General features: G+C 62.6%; 20 protein-coding genes and 2 pseudogenes. 21 read left to right on the top strand and 1 reads right to left on the bottom strand.

The window, feature by feature from the left end:
- Positions 1-164: 164 nt before the first annotated feature.
- The 8 genes and pseudogenes from CLN94_RS12415 to CLN94_RS12385 all read left to right on the top strand — a co-directional run.
- Positions 165-431 (top strand): helix-turn-helix transcriptional regulator, encoded by a 267-nt coding sequence (locus tag CLN94_RS12415; protein ID WP_096434275.1) that lies wholly within the window; start codon positions 165-167, stop codon positions 429-431.
- Positions 431-784, top strand: coding sequence for a hypothetical protein (locus CLN94_RS12410; protein WP_245845236.1), 354 nt, complete (start codon positions 431-433; stop codon positions 782-784). Before CLN94_RS12415 ends, CLN94_RS12410 begins: the two co-directional genes overlap by 1 nt.
- A 35-nt stretch (positions 785-819) precedes the next feature.
- A complete protein-coding gene (locus CLN94_RS12405) occupies positions 820-1107 on the top strand; it encodes a hypothetical protein (RefSeq protein ID WP_179300309.1) in 288 nt (95 codons plus the stop codon).
- A pseudogene (locus CLN94_RS12400) lies at positions 1007-3028 on the top strand (phage tail protein); the annotation flags it as partial. The gene CLN94_RS12405 and the pseudogene CLN94_RS12400, both read left to right, overlap by 101 nt.
- Before the next feature lie 100 nt (positions 3029-3128).
- Complete coding sequence (locus CLN94_RS12395) at positions 3129-3461, top strand: hypothetical protein (protein WP_245845235.1); 333 nt, start codon at positions 3129-3131, stop codon at positions 3459-3461.
- A 75-nt stretch (positions 3462-3536) separates the two neighbouring features.
- A complete protein-coding gene (locus tag CLN94_RS12390; RefSeq protein ID WP_096434271.1) occupies positions 3537-4613 on the top strand; it encodes a DUF2793 domain-containing protein in 1077 nt (358 codons plus the stop codon).
- Positions 4614-4633: 20 nt separating this feature from the next.
- Positions 4634-4921, top strand: coding sequence for a DUF6127 family protein (locus tag CLN94_RS14155; protein ID WP_245845234.1), 288 nt, complete (start codon positions 4634-4636; stop codon positions 4919-4921).
- Positions 4918-5439 (top strand): annotated as a pseudogene (locus CLN94_RS12385) (YcbK family protein); the annotation flags it as partial. The gene CLN94_RS14155 and the pseudogene CLN94_RS12385, both read left to right, overlap by 4 nt.
- On the opposite strand, the gene CLN94_RS12380 reads toward CLN94_RS12385, so the two are convergent.
- Positions 5400-6491, bottom strand: a complete 1092-nt coding sequence (locus tag CLN94_RS12380; RefSeq protein ID WP_218837256.1) for an AraC family transcriptional regulator — start codon at positions 6489-6491, stop codon at positions 5400-5402. The pseudogene CLN94_RS12385 and the gene CLN94_RS12380 sit on opposite strands and share 40 nt — an antisense overlap.
- A gap of 210 nt (positions 6492-6701) precedes the next feature.
- On the opposite strand from CLN94_RS12380, the gene CLN94_RS12375 reads away from it, so the two are divergent.
- From CLN94_RS12375 to CLN94_RS12320, 13 genes are all read left to right on the top strand, one after another.
- Entirely contained in the window at positions 6702-8225 is a 1524-nt protein-coding gene (locus CLN94_RS12375) for an amidohydrolase family protein (RefSeq protein ID WP_245845231.1), read from the top strand.
- Between the two features lie 47 nt (positions 8226-8272).
- Positions 8273-9904: an amidohydrolase family protein gene (locus CLN94_RS12370; RefSeq protein ID WP_096434268.1), complete on the top strand. Its 1632-nt coding sequence runs from the start codon at positions 8273-8275 to the stop codon at positions 9902-9904.
- A gap of 2 nt (positions 9905-9906) precedes the next feature.
- Positions 9907-10602 carry a DUF3299 domain-containing protein gene (locus tag CLN94_RS12365; protein WP_096434267.1) on the top strand — a complete coding sequence of 232 codons (696 nt, stop codon included), beginning with the start codon at positions 9907-9909 and terminating at the stop codon, positions 10600-10602.
- 164 nt (positions 10603-10766) lie between these two features.
- Entirely contained in the window at positions 10767-12392 is a 1626-nt protein-coding gene (locus tag CLN94_RS12360; protein ID WP_218837255.1) for an amidohydrolase family protein, read from the top strand.
- 31 nt (positions 12393-12423) lie between these two features.
- Complete coding sequence (locus CLN94_RS14225) at positions 12424-12552, top strand: hypothetical protein (RefSeq protein WP_281253555.1); 129 nt, start codon at positions 12424-12426, stop codon at positions 12550-12552.
- Positions 12552-13550, top strand: coding sequence for a class A beta-lactamase (gene bla, locus CLN94_RS12355; RefSeq protein WP_096434266.1), 999 nt, complete (start codon positions 12552-12554; stop codon positions 13548-13550). The genes CLN94_RS14225 and bla overlap by 1 nt, the downstream gene beginning before the upstream one ends.
- 174 nt (positions 13551-13724) lie before the next feature.
- Positions 13725-15062, top strand: a complete 1338-nt coding sequence (locus tag CLN94_RS12350) for a metal-dependent hydrolase family protein (RefSeq protein ID WP_096434265.1) — start codon at positions 13725-13727, stop codon at positions 15060-15062.
- A gap of 57 nt (positions 15063-15119) precedes the next feature.
- On the top strand, positions 15120-15806 hold the full coding sequence (locus CLN94_RS12345; protein WP_096434264.1) for an ABC transporter ATP-binding protein: 687 nt from the start codon (positions 15120-15122) through the stop codon (positions 15804-15806).
- Positions 15806-17182 (top strand): ABC transporter permease, encoded by a 1377-nt coding sequence (locus tag CLN94_RS12340; protein WP_218837254.1) that lies wholly within the window; start codon positions 15806-15808, stop codon positions 17180-17182. The genes CLN94_RS12345 and CLN94_RS12340 overlap by 1 nt, the downstream gene beginning before the upstream one ends.
- A gap of 20 nt (positions 17183-17202) precedes the next feature.
- Entirely contained in the window at positions 17203-17859 is a 657-nt protein-coding gene (locus tag CLN94_RS12335; protein WP_218837253.1) for a DUF3299 domain-containing protein, read from the top strand.
- Positions 17856-18398 carry a hypothetical protein gene (locus tag CLN94_RS12330; RefSeq protein WP_143598924.1) on the top strand — a complete coding sequence of 181 codons (543 nt, stop codon included), beginning with the start codon at positions 17856-17858 and terminating at the stop codon, positions 18396-18398. The genes CLN94_RS12335 and CLN94_RS12330 overlap by 4 nt, the downstream gene beginning before the upstream one ends.
- Positions 18398-18916, top strand: coding sequence for an HdeD family acid-resistance protein (locus tag CLN94_RS12325; protein ID WP_179300308.1), 519 nt, complete (start codon positions 18398-18400; stop codon positions 18914-18916). Before CLN94_RS12330 ends, CLN94_RS12325 begins: the two co-directional genes overlap by 1 nt.
- A gap of 10 nt (positions 18917-18926) precedes the next feature.
- Positions 18927-19439: an HdeD family acid-resistance protein gene (locus CLN94_RS12320; protein WP_096434260.1), complete on the top strand. Its 513-nt coding sequence runs from the start codon at positions 18927-18929 to the stop codon at positions 19437-19439.
- Positions 19440-19626 lie beyond the last annotated feature (187 nt).

The following is a 19626-nucleotide window of genomic DNA, read 5'->3' as shown; positions in this document are numbered from 1 at the left end:
GGGACGAGTGAGGGATGGTGGGGGATGACGGCGCCCCGCCGGCCGCTAAACGCCAGTCCTGCAAGGACCGACTGATCCCCCTCCGTATCCCCCGCCAGTCCCCACGACATCCCACACCGTAATTGCGCACTGTCTCCTCAACGACGACACGAGAGGAGACACCGATGCTGCAGAGGCATTGCCTGAACCAGAAGGAGCTGGCCCGGCGCTGGGGGATCTCCCACCGGACGCTGGAGCGCTGGCGCTACAGCGGCCAGGGGCCGGCCTTCCTAAAGCTCGGCGGTCGCGTGCTCTACCGGCTCGCCGACATCGAAGCCTTCGAGCAGAGCCAGCTTCAGCGCGCCCTGAAGATCAGCGAGGCGGTCGCGCGCGCCGGTCATTGGCCCCGTCGGCTGACCGCGGACCCCGCGCGGGCCGCACGGGTATGCTGATGGTCGCCGCGACCCCGATCGGCGCCCGCGTGGCGACGCCGAAGCTCACCGATATCGAACTCTACGCCTGGATCGCTCAGGCCGATGCTGGCGCCCGGATCGAGTATCACCGCGGCTTTCTGGGGATCGATGTCACGCCGGTGATTTCGACCCTGCCGGAGCCCGAGCGCTGCCAGCTCGCCGACCTCGGTCAGGCCGCGCTGGGCGCATTCGAGAAAGGCCTCGTCCACCTCGTGCAGGAGCGCGTGGGCCCCGACCGCTTCGCCTACATCGCCGTCGCGCGACCCAGACCCAGACCCAGAGCCGCCAACGCTTCGCTCTCGGCGCTGCTCCTCGAAGAGCGCGCCGCTTGATGGCTTTGCCATTCCCTTCCAACGGAGACCCCGCCATGCCGCACCCCGACAATGCCCCCCGCCTCATTGATCTCGAAGGTCTCGCCCTCGGCGACATCGCGGCGTTGCCGCCCGAGATGCTGCTGGATCTGCAGACGACGGCGCTCGCCGAGACCGCCCGCGTGAAGCGGCTGCGGGACAGGCTCGAGGCCGGGATCGCGCAGCGTTACGAGGCCGCCGCCACGGCCGAGCGGGCTGCACAGGGCAAGACCAGCGGCACCGTGCCCAGCCATCGACCGTGGCACCAATCAGCCCAATGTCTTTTTCGATCCGAAGTCCTCTGAAAGCGCCGTGCCCTACTTCTCGCGGGGCTGGCGCGATGACGCGATCCAGCGGGCCTATTTCGAGGCGACGCTGCTCTACTGGGGAGAGGCATCGAACAATCCGATCTCGACCACCTACGACGCCCCGATGATCGACCTTGGTGAGTGCGCCGCCTGGACCTGGGATGCGCGACCCTATCCGCATTTCCCCGAGCTGACCCATGTCTGGGCCGACGGGCCGAACTGGGCGCGTGGCCACTGGCTGACCGGGCGGCTCGGCGCCGGTTCGCTCTCGGCCCTCGTCCGCGACCTCTGCCTGCGCGCGGGCCTGCCCGCCAGCCGGATCGACACATCCGGCCTCACAGGCTCGGTCGAAGGCTACATCATCACCGCGCTGGAATCCCCGCGTGCGTCGATCTCCACGCTGGCGCGGCATTTCGGCTTCGATGCCGTCGAGAGCGAAGGCCTGATCCGCTTCGTGATGCGGGGCCGCGCGCCGGTGGTCGCGCTCACCCATGACGATCTGGTCGCGCCGCGCGAGGGCGATCTCTTCGAGCTGACCCGGGCGCAGGAGACCGAACTGCCTCAGGCGTTGAAGTGGCAGGTCACGCGGGCCGATGGCGACTATGACACCGCGCAGGTCGAGGCGCGCCGCATCACCGTGGACTCGACGCGCATCACCTCCGAGGCCTTCCCCATCGCCGTCCCACCCGAGGAGGCCGAGCGCCGCTGCCAGCGTACCCTCATGGAAGCCTGGACAGCCCGCGAAACCGCCGCTTTCCGCCTGCCACCGTCACGACTGGCACTGGACCCGGCCGATGTGGTGATCCTCGCGCATGACGGTCGGGACAATGCCTTCCGCCTGACCTCGATCGCGGACAGCGACGCCCGCGGCATCGAGGCGCTGCGCCAGGACCTCGACAGTTTCGAGATCCCGCCGGGGACCGCCCGCGGAGCAGCGGTGACCGAGGCCGTCACGTTCGGCGCGCCGGAGATCGTTCTCCTGGATCTGCCGCAACTCAGCGAGGATCTGGCTGCGCATCGGCCGCTGGTCGCGGCGCACGCCATTCCCTGGCCCGGCGACATGGCGGTGTTCCGCAGCCCGTCGACGGATGGGTTCGAGCTGATCACAACCTTCGGCAGCGCCGCACGGATCGGAACGCTGGTCGAGGATTTCCACGCAGGGCCGACTTCGCGCTTCGATCTGGGCAACGCGCTGGTGGTCGACCTTTTCTCCGGCACACTGGAGAGCGTCACGGATCTCACGCTGTTCGGTGGAGCGAATGCGCTGGCCGTCGAGAGCGCGCCGGGCACCTGGGAGATCGTGCAGGCGGGGACGGCCGACTTGATCGCGCCGGGACGGTATCGGCTAACCCGGCTTTTGCGCGGACTTCGCGGGACCGAGGGGGCGATGGGGAACCCAACGCCGGCCGGCGCAATGGTTGTAGTATTGGACGACAGCCTCGCGCCTCTGCCGATTGCCGAGACCGATCTCGGCATCCCTTGGAACTGGCGCATCGGACCGGCCAGCCGACCGGCCAGCGACGAGACCTATGTGGGGCAGGCCTTCACCCCAGCGGGAGTCGGATTGCGGCCGTTCTCCGTTGCCCATGTCGAGCAGCCATGGCGCAGGCCGCGCACACCCGGCGATCTGACCATCCGCTGGACGCGGCGATCCCGCGCGCTCGCCGCCGACAGTTGGGGTGGGCTCGAGGTGCCGATGCTCGAGGAATTCGAGGCCTACGAGGTCGAGATCGTCGATGGCGCCACCGTGAAGCGGGTGCTGAGCGTGAGCATGACCCGAGCGGTTTATAGCGCCGCCGACCAGACCGCCGACTGGGGCGCGCTGCTCGGCCCCGGCGACTCGCTCGACATCCGCATCTACCAGCTCTCCGCCCTCATCGGGCGGGGCGCGCCCGAGACCGTCACCCTGAGCTTCTGATGTGGCGCAATGAGTTCTGGCCGGCCTCGCGTTCTCCGGCGTAGGCTAGGTCATGCGCCCTGAAGATGAAGACCGGATCGCCACCCAGCTAGCCAAAGTGATGGCAGTCGCCTGCGTGCGCAACACGCAGCTCGAGACCCTGCATGCAGGTCTGACACCGGTCTCGCACACCGGTGATGGCAGCGACGTCATCGTCGAGGACGCCGCGGGCAGACGCATCCCCTGGTCCGAGGTCTCACGGATCAATGACGACGAGATGCGCGCGCTGATGCGCGAGATCGTGGATCGGCTCTATACCTTCCATCTACGCATCGACGATCCCGGCTTCCGCGCGGAAATCGACCGCTGGGCCGCGATGACCGCGAAGTGGGACGCACCGAAGCCCGACCCGATCCTGTCGGCAATTCCATCAGTGACGCCCGAGCGCAATTAAAGCCACCGTTCCGAGCGCCGCGCCTTCATCCGCCGCCTGCCATGCAGGCGGCGCTTTTCGTTTTGGAGACCACCTATGTCCGACGCCACGACCCATCTCTTGCTGCCCTACATCCTCGCAGCACAGGCCCAGAAGCATGTCACCCACAACGAGGGGCTGCGGATCCTCGACGGGCTCGTCCAGCTCTCGGTTCTCGACCGGAATCTGGCAGCACCCCCAGCGAGCCCCGCCGATGGCGACCGCTACATCGTGGCCTCGGGCGCGACGGGCGACTGGGCGGGCTGGGACCTGAACGTCGCGCTCTGGACGGACGGGGCCTGGTTGCGCCTGCCACCTGGAACTGGCTGGCGGGCGTGGGTCGAAGACGAGAACCTTCTTCTGGTCTACGACGGGGCCGGCTGGGTCGGGACCACGCCGGCGGAGCTGCAGAATCTCGCGCTGCTAGGACTCGGAACGACGGCGGATGGGTCGAACCCGTTCTCGGCGAAGCTCAACGCCGCGCTGTGGACAGCAAAAACCGTCGCCGAGGGCGGCACCGGCGATCTGTTCTACACCATGAACAAGGAGGCAGCTGGCGATGACCTCGGCCTCACGCTGCAGACCGGCTTCGTGACCAAGGCGCTTGTGGGGCTCTTCGGCTCCGACCGCTTCCGCCTCGCGGTCTCGGCCGACGGCAGCACCTTCTTCGACGGGCTCAGCGTCGACAACGCCACCGGCATCGTCGATCAGCCCCGGCTGCCGCGCTTCAAGGCATACACGAACTACGACAACTACGTCGGCGTCGGGACCTGGACGAAGATCGGACTGAACAATACCGACTACAACGATCAGGGCGCCTTCGACGCCGCGAACAACCGCTTCGTGGCGCCCGTGGACGGCACCTATCTCTTCGGCGCGACGCTGCTCTTCAAGGTCAACGTCAGCACCTCGGCCCGCATGAGCGGGCGGCTCCTTCTCAATGGCACGGCGGAGATCCGCGGCTCACGCGGCGAAGTCACCAGTTCGCATGTCTCCGAGGCGACCGCGCTTTGGCTCCAGACGATGGTGGTGCTGACGGCCGGCGACACGGTCGAGCTGCAGGGCAGCTTCCGGGCGCAGGACGGGTATTTCGCCGCCGATCACACGTCCTTCTGGGGCTGCAAGATCGGCTGAGCGGCGGAAGGAGGATCCCAATGACACCACCCCGATCCGATGGCTTCGTGCGCATGCCCGACGCCGAGTTCGAGGCGATCCTGACCCGGGCGGCCGAGGAAGGCGCGAAGCGTGCGCTGGCCGATGTCGGCCTCGATGGCGATGAGGCCGCGCTCGACATCCACGATCTGCGCTCCCTCGTGGACTGCATCCGCCTGGTCCGCCGTACCGCCATGCAGACCGCCGTCCGCATCATCACCACCGCCGTCATGCTGGCGCTGCTCACGGGGATCGCCATCAAGCTGAAGATCTTCGGTGGCGGCCCGTAGCCAAGCCGTTGATCATCCGCGCCTCCTATCGCAGCCCCGAGAACAACCGTGCCGTCGGGGGTGCTACCCGGTCGAAGCGCATGGACGGCGCCATATTCGACATCGCAATAGCGAACCACGACCCGGAGGCGTTCGAGGCCGCGGCGCGCGAGGTCGGTTTCCTTGGCTTCGGGTTCTACACGCCTTCGGGGTTCATCCGTGTCGACCTTGGCCCCGCGCGACCGTGGGGCGAGCGGTTCCCGGTCCGGGCGACGGCATTTGCAGCCGGGACGCGGCCCGCACGCGAAGTGCTGGCCGAGAGCCACACCATGAAGGGCGGTGGCGCGGCTGGTGTGGCGACGCTGGGCGTAGCCGGGGTCGAGGTCGCGCAGAGCGTCTTGGACGAGACCCAGACCACCATCCTGCCGCTTGTGCCGTATCTCGACACCCTGCGCTGGGTGTTCATCGCCGTGGCGCTCGGCGGGATCGCCGTCACGATCTACGCCCGGCTCGATGACTGGCGCCGGGGGCAGCGATGATCGGCTTCCTCCTCATCAGTGGCCTGAGGCGTAAGGCGCCGTTCTGCAGCAGACTCGGCCCGAAATCCTGTCGGCGTCTTGCCGGTCCATCGCCTGAATGCCCTGTCGAGGGCGGCCGGGCCGGAGAGGCCTACCTGAAGGGCGATTTGCGAGATGGGTAACGTTGTGTTTGACAGGAGGTCTTCGCTGACGCTCTGGCGCACGTCTTCTTTCATCTGGCTGAAGGAGGTGCCGTTTGCCTGTAAGATGCGCTGTATACGACGTGGATGCAGGCCACAGATTGCGGCAAATCCATCAAGAGTAAGATCGTGGTGAGCGATGTTGTCCGCAAGCAAGCTACGAAGATAGGCAAGGGTTGCTTCGCTGGCGCCGTCGGGCGCGAATTCCCCTCGTGAGGCTTTCTTCATGTCCCAGTCCAGCGAGAATGGCGTCCAAAGCCATTGCGGCGGAAACGAAATCCGCAACCCGTTGATCCCGGATGTGATAAGCGCCTGTTTCGGCAGAAACTTCGGCGGAAGACCTGCGGTGGTCGGCACAGTGACGAGGATGTCTTTGGGGTCGAAAGTGCCAGCGAGACCCTGTCTGATCACGGTCACGTAGAAGGCGACGCCGACTGCATCCAACTGCCTTGATGGCTTCGACACCCTGATCGTGCGCTTAATCTCCAAGCTTGCAACGTCGGGTGAAACGATTAAGGAATACCTGACATTATCAACTTGCTTCGAAACCTCCACAACCACCCGGGAGAGAAAATCTCCCAAGGTGAGCGCGCGGCTCGCCGCGTCCCGGAGCCCGGGCGTCCCCTTCCTGGCGGTTTCGATCGCCACCGTTGCGCCGAAATACGGGTCGCCGAGAGTTTCGGCCATGTCCTCCATGGCAGCATAACAGGCGCTCGCCTCAACCAGCATTTCAGGATCGGTCAGCGCGCCGAGCGGAATCCTGTTGCGGGCAAGCAAAGCTTCGATGTCGCCGCCGCGCAAGGTGAATGCCTTGGCGAGCGGGACCAGAACCAACATTGCCCGGGTGAATTTCGGTGTAGATGGTTTGCTCATCTGGACTCTTTTCTCATCTTTCAATGGATACCACCAAGGCGACCGGATTGTGCCACCGCTGGCATGAGATGCAAACACCTGATCTCACGGGGATGGTAGTTTTCAGGCTAGGGATGAACGGGATCGGGCGATGTGCGCGCGGCGCTCATGATCCTAGCAAGCGCGGGGGGCTTGAATATGCTGCGAAAAAGGACCTTGGGAGCCGCCACGATGGTGGCTTTGCTGTTGTCGACTACTGCCGTGCTGGCGAATGACATCGTCATAGCCGGCGGGAGGGTGATCGACCCCGAAACCGGTCTTGATGCCATTCGCAACGTCGCCATCGAGGGCGACAAGATCGTGGCGATCAGTGAATTTCCGTTAGAGGGCGATGTGGTTATCGACGCCACCGGCCACGTCGTGTCGCCGGGCTTCATCGACCTGCATTCCCATGGCCAGAACATCGGCGACTACCGGATGCAGGTTATCCAGGGCGTCACAACGGCGCTGGAGCTTGAATCCGGGCTTCTGCCCATCGGCGACTGGTATGATGCGCAGGCCACCAAGAACCTACCGATGAACTATGGCGCTTCAGCAGCTTGGGTTTTTGGCAGGATCGCAACCTTTACCGAAACCGATCCATTGGCGACGGCAGGCTATTTCCTGGATGTACAGGGCCGCACCGACTGGAAGCTGGACATCGCCAGCCCGGAACAATCCGAACGCATCATGGCGCTGGTCGAACAGGGCCTGAAGGACGGTGCGCTCGGCATCGGCGTCAATGCCGGTTACGCGCCGGGTTTTGGACACAAAGAGTATTACGCGCTCGCCGAACTGGCCAAGAAATACAACGTCCCGACCTATACTCATGTGCGTTATGCCAGCAACACCGAGCCGCAAAGCTCCTTCGAGGCTGTCCAGGAGTTGATCAGCCTCGCCGCCATCACCGGCGCGCACATGCACCTGTGCCACATCAATTCGACCTCGCTGTCGGACATCAAGGCCACGATGGCGCTGGTGGAAGAGGCGCAGGCCCAGGGCATCAACGTCACGACCGAAGCCTATCCTTACGGCGCAGCCAGCACCGTGGTCGGCGCGGCCATGTTCAGCGGCCCGGACTGGCGCAGCAGGATGGATTCGACCGCAAACAACTTCCAGCTTGGCGCTGATCGGATGACCGAGGATGAACTGGCCGATTATCAGGCGAACAAGCCCGGTACCATGATCGTCTGGCATTTCCTGGACGAGGCTGATCCTGCTGCTCTTTCACTGCTGGACATTTCGGTGACCAATCCCGCGACAGCGATCGCCTCGGATTCCGTGCTCTGGTCCTATTTCGATGAAAACGGCAACATTCTGCATTACGAAGGCGATGAATGGCCGTTGCCCGACAATGTGTTCAGCCATCCGCGGTCAACAGGCGCGTATGCCAAGATCCTGCGGTCCTATGTGCGCGAACGCGGGGTATTGTCGCTTTCCGAAGCGATCCGCAAGATGTCGCTGCTGCCCGCGCAGATACTGGAAGACAGCGTGCCGCAAATGCGCACCAAGGGTCGGCTTCAAGTGGGCATGGACGCTGATATCGTCGTCTTCGATCCCGCCACGGTCGCTGACCTGGCCACCTTCGAGAACGCCAATCGACCGACCGTGGGCGTGCAAACCGTGATCGTGAACGGCGGCTTCTCGGTGCGCGATGGCGAGCTGGTGCTGGACGCTCCCAATGGCAGGGCGATCCGCAATGCAGTCGTGAACTGACCCTGTCCCAAAAACACAGAAGAAAATCATGAGATGAGGAGCACTCCATGAAAGCCAAAACATCCCTTTTGACAACAACATTTATTGCCGGGCTGCTGACCGTTTCAGCGGCCTTCGCGCAAGACTATGATCTGGTGATCAACAACGGCCGGGTCATCGACCCGGAAACGCTGTTCGACGACGTTGCCAATGTCGGCATCAAGGACGGGCGTATCGTCGCGATCAGCGAGGACCCGCTGACGGGTGCCGAGACCATTGATGCCAGCGGCCAGATCGTGGCGCCGGGCTTCATCGACACGCATTTCCACTTTCAGATGCCGATCGGTTATTCCCTCGGGTTGCGCGACGGGTTGACCAGCAGCATGGATTTCGAGATGGGCTGTGCGGGATCCTATGTCGCCGCCTGGTACGAGGCGCGTGCGGGTGTGACCCAAGCCAACTATGGCTGCGCGGTCAGCCACGAGTTCGCTCGCGCGATGATCCTAGACGGGTCGGACGGCGCTGAGTACCTGATAAACGGCCCCGTAGCCGCTTACACAACTCGGGCGAAAACAGGCTGGAGCGTGACGCGCCCAACCCTGGAACAGGGAAACGCGATCCTTGAAGAGATTGACAAGGGCCTGATGGCTGGCGCACCCGGCATTGGCAGCACCACGGGCTATATGAGAGCGGGCATCTCTTCCCGGGAGTTGTTCGAGGTGCAGAAGGTTGGCGCACGCTATGGCCGTCCGACGGGCTCGCATACACGCTATACGCTTGGCAACGACACGACCGAGGTCAACGGCGCGCAGGAACTCATCGCAAACGCAATCGCGCTCGGCGCGCCTGCGATCGTCCTGCACTTCAATAACCCCGGTTGGCGCGTGACACACGAATTGATTTCAGGGTTGCAGGAAAGGGGCTTCAACATCTGGGGTGAAATCTATCCCTACGCTGCAGGCTCCACCACGATCAATGCGGAGTTTCTGGAGCCCCAAAGCTGGGTCGATGATCTGGGCAACCGCTATGAGGAAACCATTCTGGATCCGGTCACGAATGAGTACTATACCCTCGAGACCTACAAGGCGACCATCGCATCCGAACCGACCAGGCCGGTCGTCGTGTTCAAGATGCCCGAAGAAGATCAGGCGAAGTGGCTGACGCTGAAGGGCGTGACCATGGCCAGCGATGGGGTTGGTGCCCAGCCGTACGACGCCCCGTGGGATTTCCCGATGGACCAGTTGGGCGGCACACACCCCCGGACCGCCGGATCCCGAGGAGCCACGATCCGCCTCGGTCGGGAAAACAACATTCCGATGATGCAGCTGATCTCGATCCTCAGCTACAACGCGGCCAAGCATCTGGGCGATACGGGCCTGAAGGCGATGCAGGAACGCGGCCGCATCCAGACCGGGATGGTTGCCGATATCGTGGTCTTTGACCCCGAACGCTTCACGGACAATTCGACCTACGACAAGGGTGCCGTCCCTTCAACGGGCATGAAAGCCGTGATCGTCAACGGTCAGGTCACCGTGCGTGACGATGTGCTGCTTCCTGTCTTCGCCGGTCAGCCGATCCGGTTTGAGCCCGAAGACAAGCCGCGCTTCGTGCCGGTCTCGCTGGAAGCATGGAATGCCGAATTCTCGACCGGGATGCCCAGTGACTTCACGGGTGCTTTCCCCGTGGACGGTGGAAACTGATCGTGATCGCGTTCAGGCAACGAGAAGTCAGCGTGCGATTCTTGATCTCTGTCTTTGTGGCGGCCTTGTTGGCCGCCACTCAAGCAACTGCAGAACCGGAGGCGATCGAGTTCTCCGACTTGGCGGATCCGTTGGCGGTGGCCTTTGACGACCCCTACGCAGCCATGGGGGTCGACATGATGAACGAATTGAAACTGTTGGTTCAGTCAGACGAGAAGCTCGCCGGCACTGATCTTGATGCGGAGACCCGCACGCGTCTGGAAGCCCGCCGCACTGCCGCGCGGGAAGTGCTTGAAACAAACGGTCACGATGTGGAAGCGCTGCTCGAGCAGCGCTGGGACGTCGCCAGGAAGCGGCAGATCGCCCGCATGGCCACGAACCCCATTTTCGACGGCGTCGAGGTCTCGATCTCGGGCTATATCATCCCTGCACCACCAGACGCGGATGGCAGCGGGTTCGGCTATCTGGTGCCGCAGGTCGGAATGTGCAGCCACCTTCCGCCGCCACCGCCGAACCAACTCGTCAGGGTCAGACTTCGCGCGGATCAACAGGTCGAGTCCCTGTATCTACCGGTTCGGGTGTCGGGGCTGCTGCGCGTCGAGCCGAGCGATGAGACCATATTCATCCTCGACGGGGAGTCGCGCATGCTGAGTGGCTGGACCCTCAACGCCGAAACCGTCGAGTTGCCGGAGGGTTGAAGCGGGAATGGCCCGGCCCTTTTACTCCGGAATGCGGGAGCTGTCGGCGAAGCCGGGCGGCGCCGCCTCTGTGCCGGAAGGCCAATATCTGATGGTGCATTCAAGATGGTCGCCAGCCTCGTGCCAATGCAATGAATAGAAGTAAAAACTAAGCGGAGACACCAATGAAGAAGCAAAGTCATCTCCTGGCCGGGACCCTCTTGATGAGTGTCATGTGTGCCGTTCCGGCTTTGGCGCAAGACTATGATCTGGTGATCAACAACGGCAGGGTCATGGACCCTGAAACCCTGTATGACGACATCGCCAATGTCGGTATCAAGGATGGCCGGATTGTCGCGATCACCAAGGACGCGCTTACCGGTGCCGAGACGGTGGATGCCACGGGCCATATTGTGGCGCCGGGCTTCATCGACACCCATTTTCATTGGCAGACGCCAATCGGCTACCGGGTCGGCTTGCGTGACGGGTTGACCAGCGGCATGGATTTCGAGGCAGGCTGTGCGGGATCCTATGTCGCCGCCTGGTACGAGGCGCGTGCCGGTGTGACCCAGGCCAACTATGGCTGCGCGGTCAGCCACGAATTGGCCCGCGCGGTGGTGCTCGATGGGGCAGAGGGCGATTTCTTGGAAAACGGTCCCATTGCCGCTTTGGAAACCCGCAAGAAATCGGGCTGGAGCGTGACGCGCCCGACCCTGGAACAGGGCAACGCGATTCTTGAAGAGATTGACAAGGGTCTGCAGGCGGGCGCACCCGGCATTGGCAGCACCGTGGGTTATATGAGGGAGGGCGTCTCTTCCCGCGAGATGTTCGAGGTGCAGAAGGTTGGCGCACGCTATGGCCGCCCGACTGGCGCACATACACGCTATACGCTTGGCACCGACACGACCGAGAACAATGGTGCGCAGGAACTCATCGCTAATGCCCTGGCGCTGGGTGCCCCGGCGATTGTTCTTCACTTCAACAACCCCGGCTGGCGGCTTGCCCAGCAAATGATTGTTGGGCTTCAGGAACAGGGCCACAACATCTGGGGTGAAATCTATCCCTACGCTGCCGGGTCCACCACGTTGAATGCGTCGTTCCTGCAGCCGGAGAGCTGGGTCGAGCAATTGGGCAACCGCTATGAGGATACCGTGCAGGATCCGGTCACGGGCGACTTCTACACCCTGGAGACATTCAAGACCGACATGGCCGCCAATCCGACCAAGCCGATCGTCGTGTTCAAGATGCCCGAAGAAGATGCGCCGAAATGGCTGACCCTGAAGGGCGTCACCGTGGCCAGCGATGCGCTTCCTCCCGAACCTCTTTTCGGCCCGTGGGATATCCCGCTGGACCAGCTCGGCAACACCCATCCCCGCGCGGCTGGCACCCGGGGTATTACGATCCGCCTCGGTCGGGAAAACAACATTCCGATGATGCAGCTGATCTCGATCCTCAGCTACAACGCGGCCAAGCATCTGGGCGATACGGGCCTGAAGGCGATGCAGGAACGCGGCCGCATCCAGACCGGGATGGTTGCCGATATCGTGGTCTTTGACCCCGAACGCTTCACGGACAATTCGACCTACGACAAGGGTGCCGTCCCTTCAACGGGCATGAAAGCCGTGATCGTCAACGGTCAGGTCACGTTGCGTGACGACAAGGTGCTTCCTGTTTTCGCCGGTCAGCCGATCCGGTTTGAGCCCGAAGACAAGCCGCGCTTCGTGCCAGTCTCGGTGGAAGCGTGGAATGCCGAATTCTCGACCGGGATGCCCAGTGACTTCGGTGCCTTCCCTGCGGACGGTGGCAACTGATCGCGCCGCATCCAAGCAAGGAGACGGGATCATGCTGTTTTTGATCTCCGTCTCCTGGCTGCCCTTCGCCAAGGTTTTGTGCGCAGGCTGGGCGTTCCTGGGTATCAACGCCGAACGGGACAATCCCGATGCCTGTCTCTCAGAAAGGAGATATCTGTAATGAAACTTCGCAATACCATCATGGCCCTTGCGGTTTCCGCCGCGGCGACCTTCGGCCCGGCATACGCCCAGACAGCGGACGGACAGTCCGTTGGAGCCGCGATCGAGCGGGTCGCGACTAAGCTTGCCGGGCGCATCGGCTTCGCGGCGCAGGAAATCGGTGGCGACGACGTCATCGCGTTCAATGGCGATGAGGCATTCGTCATGGCCAGCACCTACAAGGTTGCGATCGCCGCTGCCGTATTGGATCGCGTGGACAAAGGCGAACTCAGCCTCGACCAGATGGTCGAGGTCACACTCGACATGATGATGATCGGGGACGCTGCGCTGAACGGCACATTCGTTCACCCTGGGCTCCAGTTGTCGATCGCGAACGTGATCGAGGTGATGATCACGGAGAGCGATAACACGGCGACCGACATCTCGATGGGACTGGCTGGAGGACCCGCGGCGGTGACCCAATATCTGCGCAGGATCGGGATCAGCGATATCAGAGTCGATCGGCCCACCGGCGAGATCATCGGGGAGTTCTATGGTTTGCCGGGACCGGCCACGCATAAACTCGCCACAGAGGTCTTCAAGGCCCGGCCGGAACTCTTGAAGATCCAGGCTGACCGCAATCTGGACTTCGAGGCGGATCCACGTGACCAAGCAACGCCGCTTGCGATGCTGCAACTCCTGCTTGCCATCGACAGTGGCGCGGCGACGAGCGCCGAGAGCCGCGACTTCCTGATTGATGTCATGTCGCGCACGCGCACCGGCGCTGGTCGGCTCAAGGGACTGCTACCCCGGGGAACGCCCGTGGCGAACAAGACCGGAACCATCGGGGGAGTGGCCAACGACGTCGGCTATATCACGCTCCCCGACGGTCGTCGGTTTGCAATCGCCGTGTTCACCAAGAGCAGCGAGACATCCGAGGCGGACAGGGATCGGGCAATTGCCGAGGTCGCCCGGTCGCTGTTCGACTACTTCAACGTCGGGCAGATGGCGAAGCAGTAAGCGGGGAAATCTCGCCGGGGCGCACCTTTGCCGGTGCGCCCCAAAACGCCGACCAAGGGACTGATCGTCGATACACGAAACGGAAGCGCACGGTCCAGTGGCAATGCTGCACGAAGGCGAATGGATTTTTTCAAGAGTTAACCACTGCAACGCTGAGGTAAAGGAGGCGGTCAAATGAAAAGATTAAACCCAAGGAACCTGACTGCGGCGCTTGCCGTCGCCGTCAGTTTCGCACTCCCGGCAACTGCTCAGGATGCCTCCGGGCCGATCCTGTTCACCAACGTGCATGTCTTTGATGGCGTGAACGAAGCCCTGATCGAAAATGCCAATGTCGTGGTCACGGACAACCTGATCACGGCAGTGTCAACCGAGGCGCTTGCTGTCGCGGGTGGCACGGTGATCGATGGCGGCGGGCGCACGCTGATGCCAGGGCTGATTGACACACACCAGCATCTCAACCAGGGCGGGCTGTCATTAGCCGACCAGTTCGCCAACCTCTATTACATAGGGATCGCGCAGAGCAAGTATGCCGAGGGGACCCTGATGCGAGGCGTGACCTCCGTGCGGGATCCGGGCGGTGACAGCATGGGGCTCAAGAGGGCGATCGACGAAGGGCTCGTGCCGGGACCGCGGATCGTATCAGCCGGGCCCGTTGTAGGTCCGACGAATGGGCACGGCGACACCAGATTCCCTTACACGGGCCATCCCCGCTTCGATAAGGTGGGGATGACTCCCGACCGCCGGTTGAACTTTGCCTACATGGCGGATGGCGAGGCGGAAGTCCTGGCTGCAACGCGTGAAATCCTTCGCCAAGGCGCAAGCTTCATCAAGATCATGGCGGGCGGTGGCGTCAGCACCGATTTGGACCCGATCGACACCAAGCAGTATACGCCCGCGGAAATGCGCGCGGCGGTAGCCGCGGCGGCGGATTGGAACACCTATGTCGGGGCGCATGCGTACAACGTCGAGTCAATCCGTCGCGCAATCGACGCCGGCGTCAAGGTGATTGAGCACGGCCAGCAGATCGACGATGAGACGATGAGATATGCCGTCGAAAAGGGAATCTGGTTCACGTCGCAGTACCTTGTCTTTACCATCGACATTCCTTCCTTCACCGAGAAGGCCAGGGAAAGCCAGAGAGTGGTTCTGCAAGACACCGAGCGTTTCTTCGAGCTGGCGAAGAAGTACAACGCGAAACTGACCTTCGGTACCGACCTTGTCCTCGGCGCGGATCCCATGCTGCAAACGAAAGAGCTCGTGATGCGCAAGAAGTGGTTCACCCCCTATGAGATACTGGTTCAGGGAACATCCCGCCCGGCTGAGCTCATCGCGTTGTCCGGCCCGCGCAACCCCTATCCGGGCAAGCTCGGTGTCATTGAGGAAGGCGCCTACGCCGACCTGCTTCTGGTCGATGGTAACCCACTCGAGAATATCGATCTCATTGGCGATCCGGAGAAGAATTTCGTCGTCATCATGAAAGACGGCGTGATCTACAAGAACACGCTTCAGTGAAAACGGCCGCCGGTTGCGAAAGCGCGGCGGGCGGCTTCATTGCCGGGAAGTCGGTATATGCACCCATTGCGGATTGAACGGCTTGTCTACCGTTGGCCGGGCGCGGAGCGCAACACGCTGGAGATCGGCGCGCTGTCTCTGGCGTCCGGCGAGAGCCTGTTCCTGTTTGGACCGAGCGGCTGCGGAAAATCGACGCTGCTGTCTGCGATTGCGGGGGTGGTCGAAGTGCCGAAGGGTGCCATACGCGTTGCGGATCAGGATGTTGGCGCAGTGCATGGCGGTGCGCGGGACCGGTTTCGGGTGGACCACATCGGCATGATCTTCCAGGTATTCAACCTCATTCCGTGGCTGAGCGCGATCGAGAATGTCCTACTCCCCTGCACCTATTCCCGGCACCGCCGCGTCCGTGCTGGCGACAATCCGGAGGGCACGGCGCGACGGTTGTTGAGTGAGTTGGGCCTTGCCGATCCGTCTCTGGCCTCGAAGCCGGCCAACGAGCTCAGTGTCGGCCAACAACAACGCGTCGCTGCCGCCCGGGCACTGATCGGCAAGCCGGACCTGATCCTGGCGGACGAGCCGACCTCCGCGCTCGATGAGGCGGCCAAGGCCGCCTTCGTCGACTTGCTGGCGCGCGAATGCGCCGAAGCGGGCACCGCACTGCTCTTCGTCAGTCACGACCGCAGCCTGGAGCAACATTTCGACCGCAATGTTGATTTCCTCGCCCTCAACGGGGGCGCGGCCTGATGCTGGGGTTCAGCCTGCGCAGCCTGTGGAACCGCCGGTTCGTCGCCGGCCTCACTGTGCTGGCTATCAGCCTCAGCGTTGCGCTGATCCTCGGTGTCGAGCGGCTGAGGGACGGCGCGCGCGACAGTTTCGCCAACTCTGCCTCGGGGATCGACCTGATTGTGGCGCCGCGCGGTAATTCGGTGCAGATCCTGATGGCCACCGTGTTTGGTGTCGGCGGGACCGGGACCGGCATGACATGGGAGAGCTTCGAGTGGCTGGCGGGTCGGCCCGAGGTGGCCTGGGCGGTGCCGATCCAGATGGGCGACAATCATCGCGGCTATCCGGTGATCGGGACGGATGCATCGTATTTCGAGCATTTCCGGCACTCTGGCGGTCAGTCGCTCTCCCTGGCGGCTGGCACGTTCTATACCGGCGATGGGGCAGACGCCGCCGTGATCGGGGCCGAAGTCGCGGCGCGGTTCGGCTATGCGCCCGGTACGGTGATCGTCAACGCCCATGGCTCCGGCGAGGTCTCGTTCGACCTCCACGACGATGCGCCGTTCACCATTTCGGGCGTGCTCGCGCCGACCGGCACCGCCGTCGACCGTATGGTCTTCGTCACGCTCGAGGGCTTCGACTCCCTTCATGCGCAAGAAGATGCGCCGCTGGCCGACCCCCTCGACCCTGCGGCGATGCCCGCAGACGGTCATGGTGAGGATGACGCACACGACGACCATATCGCGCACGATGACCATGACGCGCATGACGACCATGAAGAGCATGAGGACCACGAAGATCATGGCGACCCCGAAGGCACGGAGGCCGGACATGGTCACGAACCGGACCGGATCAATGCCGTCTATGTCGGGCTGATCGATCGGACGAGTGTCCTCGGCCTGCAGCGGGCGGTCAACGAACGCCCCTCCGACGCGCTCAGCGCGGTCCTACCGGCGGTCGCGCTCGCCGAACTCTGGGGGATCACTGGGACAGCGGAGCGCGCGATGCGACTGATGGCGTGGGCTGTGACCTTCGCAGGAATGATCGGCATGGTGGTCATGCTCTCTGCGAGCCTCGAAACCCGCCGCCGCGAATTCGCGATCCTTCGGTCTGTCGGCGCCACGCCCACCCGTATCTTCGCGCTGATCGTCACCGAAGCCGCCATCCTGTCAGCGGTAGGGCTGTTCCTTGGCCTTGTTCTGCTCACGTTGGCCACGTTCGTGACCGATCCGATCCTCTCTGCCCGCTTCGGCCTGCGATTGGGATTGAATGCCTTCGGGGCGCGCGAACTGGCCACCCTTTCCATCATCTTTTGCGCAGGGCTTCTCGCCTCGCTTATCCCGGCAGTTCGGGTCTATCGCATGACGTTGGCCGACGGGCTGTCGGTCCGGCTATGATAAACTCAGGGGAATTCTCCATGACCATGTTAGCTCGTCTCGTCTTTATGCTCTCGCTTTCCGTTCTTCCGGGTCTCGGACAAGCGGCTGACCCTCTGGAAATCTCATGGGATACGCTCGCACCTCCGGCCGTTGTGATCGAGAACCCGTTTGAGACCCTCACCGACGATCAGATGGACACGCTGCGCCAGATCCTGCGGTTCGAGGCCCTGGCCGAGCGGAGCGATGACGCCGAAGCCAGCACCGAAGCGCAAGCTTTGCGCAAGCAACTGGCCGGGGACGGCCTCGATGTCGATGGGTTGTTCGCCGCGCGCCTCGCGATCATGGAGAAACGCGAAGCGGCGGCCTCCGGGGTGAACGAGGAACTCGTTGGCACGAGCGTACGCCTGCCTGGATATGTGTTGCCGCTCGAATTCAAGGATCGAAAGGCGGTTGAGTTCCTGCTTGTGCCGACCGTCGGCGCCTGCGTCCACACCCCGCCGCCGCCTGCCAACCAGATCGTCCATGTCGTGTATCCGGAGGGCATCGAGGTCAACGGACTGTTCACTCCCGTGTGGATCACCGGGACCATGGTCGCCCAGAGTTCGGTTCAGAAGGTTGGCTATGTCGACGGACAGGCTCCGGTTTCTGTCAGCTATTCGATGCAACCTCTGCTAGTCGAGGAGTATGGCGGATGAACGCCAGCGCTGGTTTTGTCAGATCAATTTCGGCTGAACCAGACCGGACGGCAACGGTTCGCCTTTCGCTTGTCGGAATTGGCATGGCCGCCGGAATGTTCGCGCTTGCGCCGTGCTCGGCCTTTGCGGTTGACAGGGTGATACAACCCTGCTGTGTCTCGCCTGCGGAAGTTGTCCAGACCGATGTCGGCCTGAGCTTTTGCACCCTGGTGGTGGCGCCGATCCCGTTCTCAAGCGCGGAACTGGGCAACGGCCTGACGCTCGGCACGGAGTATCTTTTCAACCTGCCAGGCTCGAAGACTGCGGGTGTTGGTCTCGGATACATGCATACAGACAACGGTAGCACCGCCTCTGGCCTAGGCGGCAGCGTGAATTTCGGCGACGGACGCTGGACGGTGAGCGCTATCGCAGCCGAGGCCGAAGTCTTCTACGAATTGCCGGTTGGGCCTATCGATTTGCCTATCATCCAGTCGGGCGATCTTACTATTGTTAGTGTTGAAAGTTCCACTGAACACCGAAGCGAAAAAAGGATATGGTGATGAAAGGTTGGATTTGGTGGCTCATTGCCGGGCTATTATCTCTGCTCGGGGGCGTCTTCGCGCTTGCGAACCCACTGGCCGCGACCCTGACTGCAGAGTTGCTGACCGGATATCTTTTCGTTGCGGTCGGAGCTATGATGCTCGTTTCGATATTCTGGGACACGGAGTGGGGATCGCGCATCCTGTCGCTTCTTCTCGGATTTGGCCTGGTTGTGCTTGGCTTCAGTCTGGTCGCGAATCCTCTCAAGGGCGTTCTGTCGCTGACCCTTCTTGTTGCGGTGATCATGCTGATCGTCGGTGGCTTTCGCCTCATTCTGGCATTCAGCGCATCAGATTCCCGTGTTCGCGTCTTCCTGATCCTCGCCGGAGCGGTTTCCTTGCTGCTGGGGGCCATGATCCTTTTGAACTTTCCATGGTCTGCGGCCGTCGTTCTTGGAATACTCCTGGCTATCGAACTGATCTCCAATGGAGTTTTGCTGATCGCAATTTCACTTCTGGGAAGATCGGAAAAAAAATAGGGAAACTTCCATGACTGGCAGAAACGTTCGCCTAGTGGCTGGTGCTGTCGCGCTGGTTGGTGGGTTTTGGGGACTCTTCAATCCGACCGCCGCTCAGTTCGCTTCGACAACCATTGCAGGCTGGGCATTGCTCATCGTTGGTCTGCTGCAGATACGCGCTGCCTGGCATGCATCGGAAGCACGCGAAAGGGCTGGCGCGATCCTCTTTTCCGCTGCGGCACTTTTTCTAGGGCTGTCGCTCGTGTTCGGCCCATTCGGTGACGGAAGCCTGCTGAGAAACATTCTGGGCGTTCTTTTTCTGGTATCCGGCGCGGCGAAGTTCTGGATGGGCCGCGCTTTGCGAGGCGACCCGTTCTTTCCGGTGATCCTCGCGGCGGCCGGAGTGTCCGTCGTGCTTGGAGGTCTCGTTCTGGCGGGAACCCAGGTCACTTTGGGCTTCGTTCTGTCGCTAGAACTGCTGGCTGATGGAGCCGCACTGTTCGTATTGGGGTTCAGACAGGGAATAACACAGAAGGCAGGCTGAACGGTCATGTCAGGGGAACTTGGCTTGTGGCGGGCGGGGTGCTTTCGCAGCCTTTGACGAGGCATTGTTGCAGAAAGGCGGCTTGAGGCGTGACTTCCCCTTTCCCCTTCATGTTCAGGGCACGCGTACGATCTCGGCGGTGCCGAGGGCATTGAAGCGGTTGATGAGTGCGACGCGGATGTGGATT

Origin of the sequence: Pseudothioclava arenosa (assembly GCF_002358085.1) — a bacterium.
GTDB lineage: Bacteria > Pseudomonadota > Alphaproteobacteria > Rhodobacterales > Rhodobacteraceae > Pseudothioclava > Pseudothioclava arenosa.
The sequence above is the reverse complement of the archived record's forward strand: the minus strand, read 5'-3'. Positions and strand labels throughout refer to the sequence as shown.

Coding starts and splice junctions, on each gene's coding strand:
- CLN94_RS12350 (WP_096434265.1), top strand. CDS start 13,725: ATGAAAAGATTAAACCCAAGGAACCTGACTGCGGCGCTTGCCGTCGCC.
- CLN94_RS12410 (WP_245845236.1), top strand. CDS start 431: ATGGTCGCCGCGACCCCGATCGGCGCCCGCGTGGCGACGCCGAAGCTC.
- CLN94_RS12325 (WP_179300308.1), top strand. CDS start 18,398: ATGAAAGGTTGGATTTGGTGGCTCATTGCCGGGCTATTATCTCTGCTC.
- CLN94_RS12345 (WP_096434264.1), top strand. CDS start 15,120: ATGCACCCATTGCGGATTGAACGGCTTGTCTACCGTTGGCCGGGCGCG.
- CLN94_RS12370 (WP_096434268.1), top strand. CDS start 8,273: ATGAAAGCCAAAACATCCCTTTTGACAACAACATTTATTGCCGGGCTG.
- CLN94_RS12390 (WP_096434271.1), top strand. CDS start 3,537: ATGTCCGACGCCACGACCCATCTCTTGCTGCCCTACATCCTCGCAGCA.
- CLN94_RS12395 (WP_245845235.1), top strand. CDS start 3,129: ATGGCAGTCGCCTGCGTGCGCAACACGCAGCTCGAGACCCTGCATGCA.
- CLN94_RS12335 (WP_218837253.1), top strand. CDS start 17,203: ATGACCATGTTAGCTCGTCTCGTCTTTATGCTCTCGCTTTCCGTTCTT.
- CLN94_RS12360 (WP_218837255.1), top strand. CDS start 10,767: ATGAAGAAGCAAAGTCATCTCCTGGCCGGGACCCTCTTGATGAGTGTC.
- CLN94_RS12415 (WP_096434275.1), top strand. CDS start 165: ATGCTGCAGAGGCATTGCCTGAACCAGAAGGAGCTGGCCCGGCGCTGG.
- CLN94_RS12380 (WP_218837256.1), bottom strand. CDS start 6,491: ATGAGCAAACCATCTACACCGAAATTCACCCGGGCAATGTTGGTTCTG.
- CLN94_RS12405 (WP_179300309.1), top strand. CDS start 820: ATGCCGCACCCCGACAATGCCCCCCGCCTCATTGATCTCGAAGGTCTC.
- CLN94_RS14155 (WP_245845234.1), top strand. CDS start 4,634: ATGACACCACCCCGATCCGATGGCTTCGTGCGCATGCCCGACGCCGAG.
- CLN94_RS12340 (WP_218837254.1), top strand. CDS start 15,806: ATGCTGGGGTTCAGCCTGCGCAGCCTGTGGAACCGCCGGTTCGTCGCC.
- CLN94_RS12320 (WP_096434260.1), top strand. CDS start 18,927: ATGACTGGCAGAAACGTTCGCCTAGTGGCTGGTGCTGTCGCGCTGGTT.
- bla (WP_096434266.1), top strand. CDS start 12,552: ATGAAACTTCGCAATACCATCATGGCCCTTGCGGTTTCCGCCGCGGCG.
- CLN94_RS14225 (WP_281253555.1), top strand. CDS start 12,424: ATGCTGTTTTTGATCTCCGTCTCCTGGCTGCCCTTCGCCAAGGTTTTG.
- CLN94_RS12330 (WP_143598924.1), top strand. CDS start 17,856: ATGAACGCCAGCGCTGGTTTTGTCAGATCAATTTCGGCTGAACCAGAC.
- CLN94_RS12375 (WP_245845231.1), top strand. CDS start 6,702: ATGGTGGCTTTGCTGTTGTCGACTACTGCCGTGCTGGCGAATGACATC.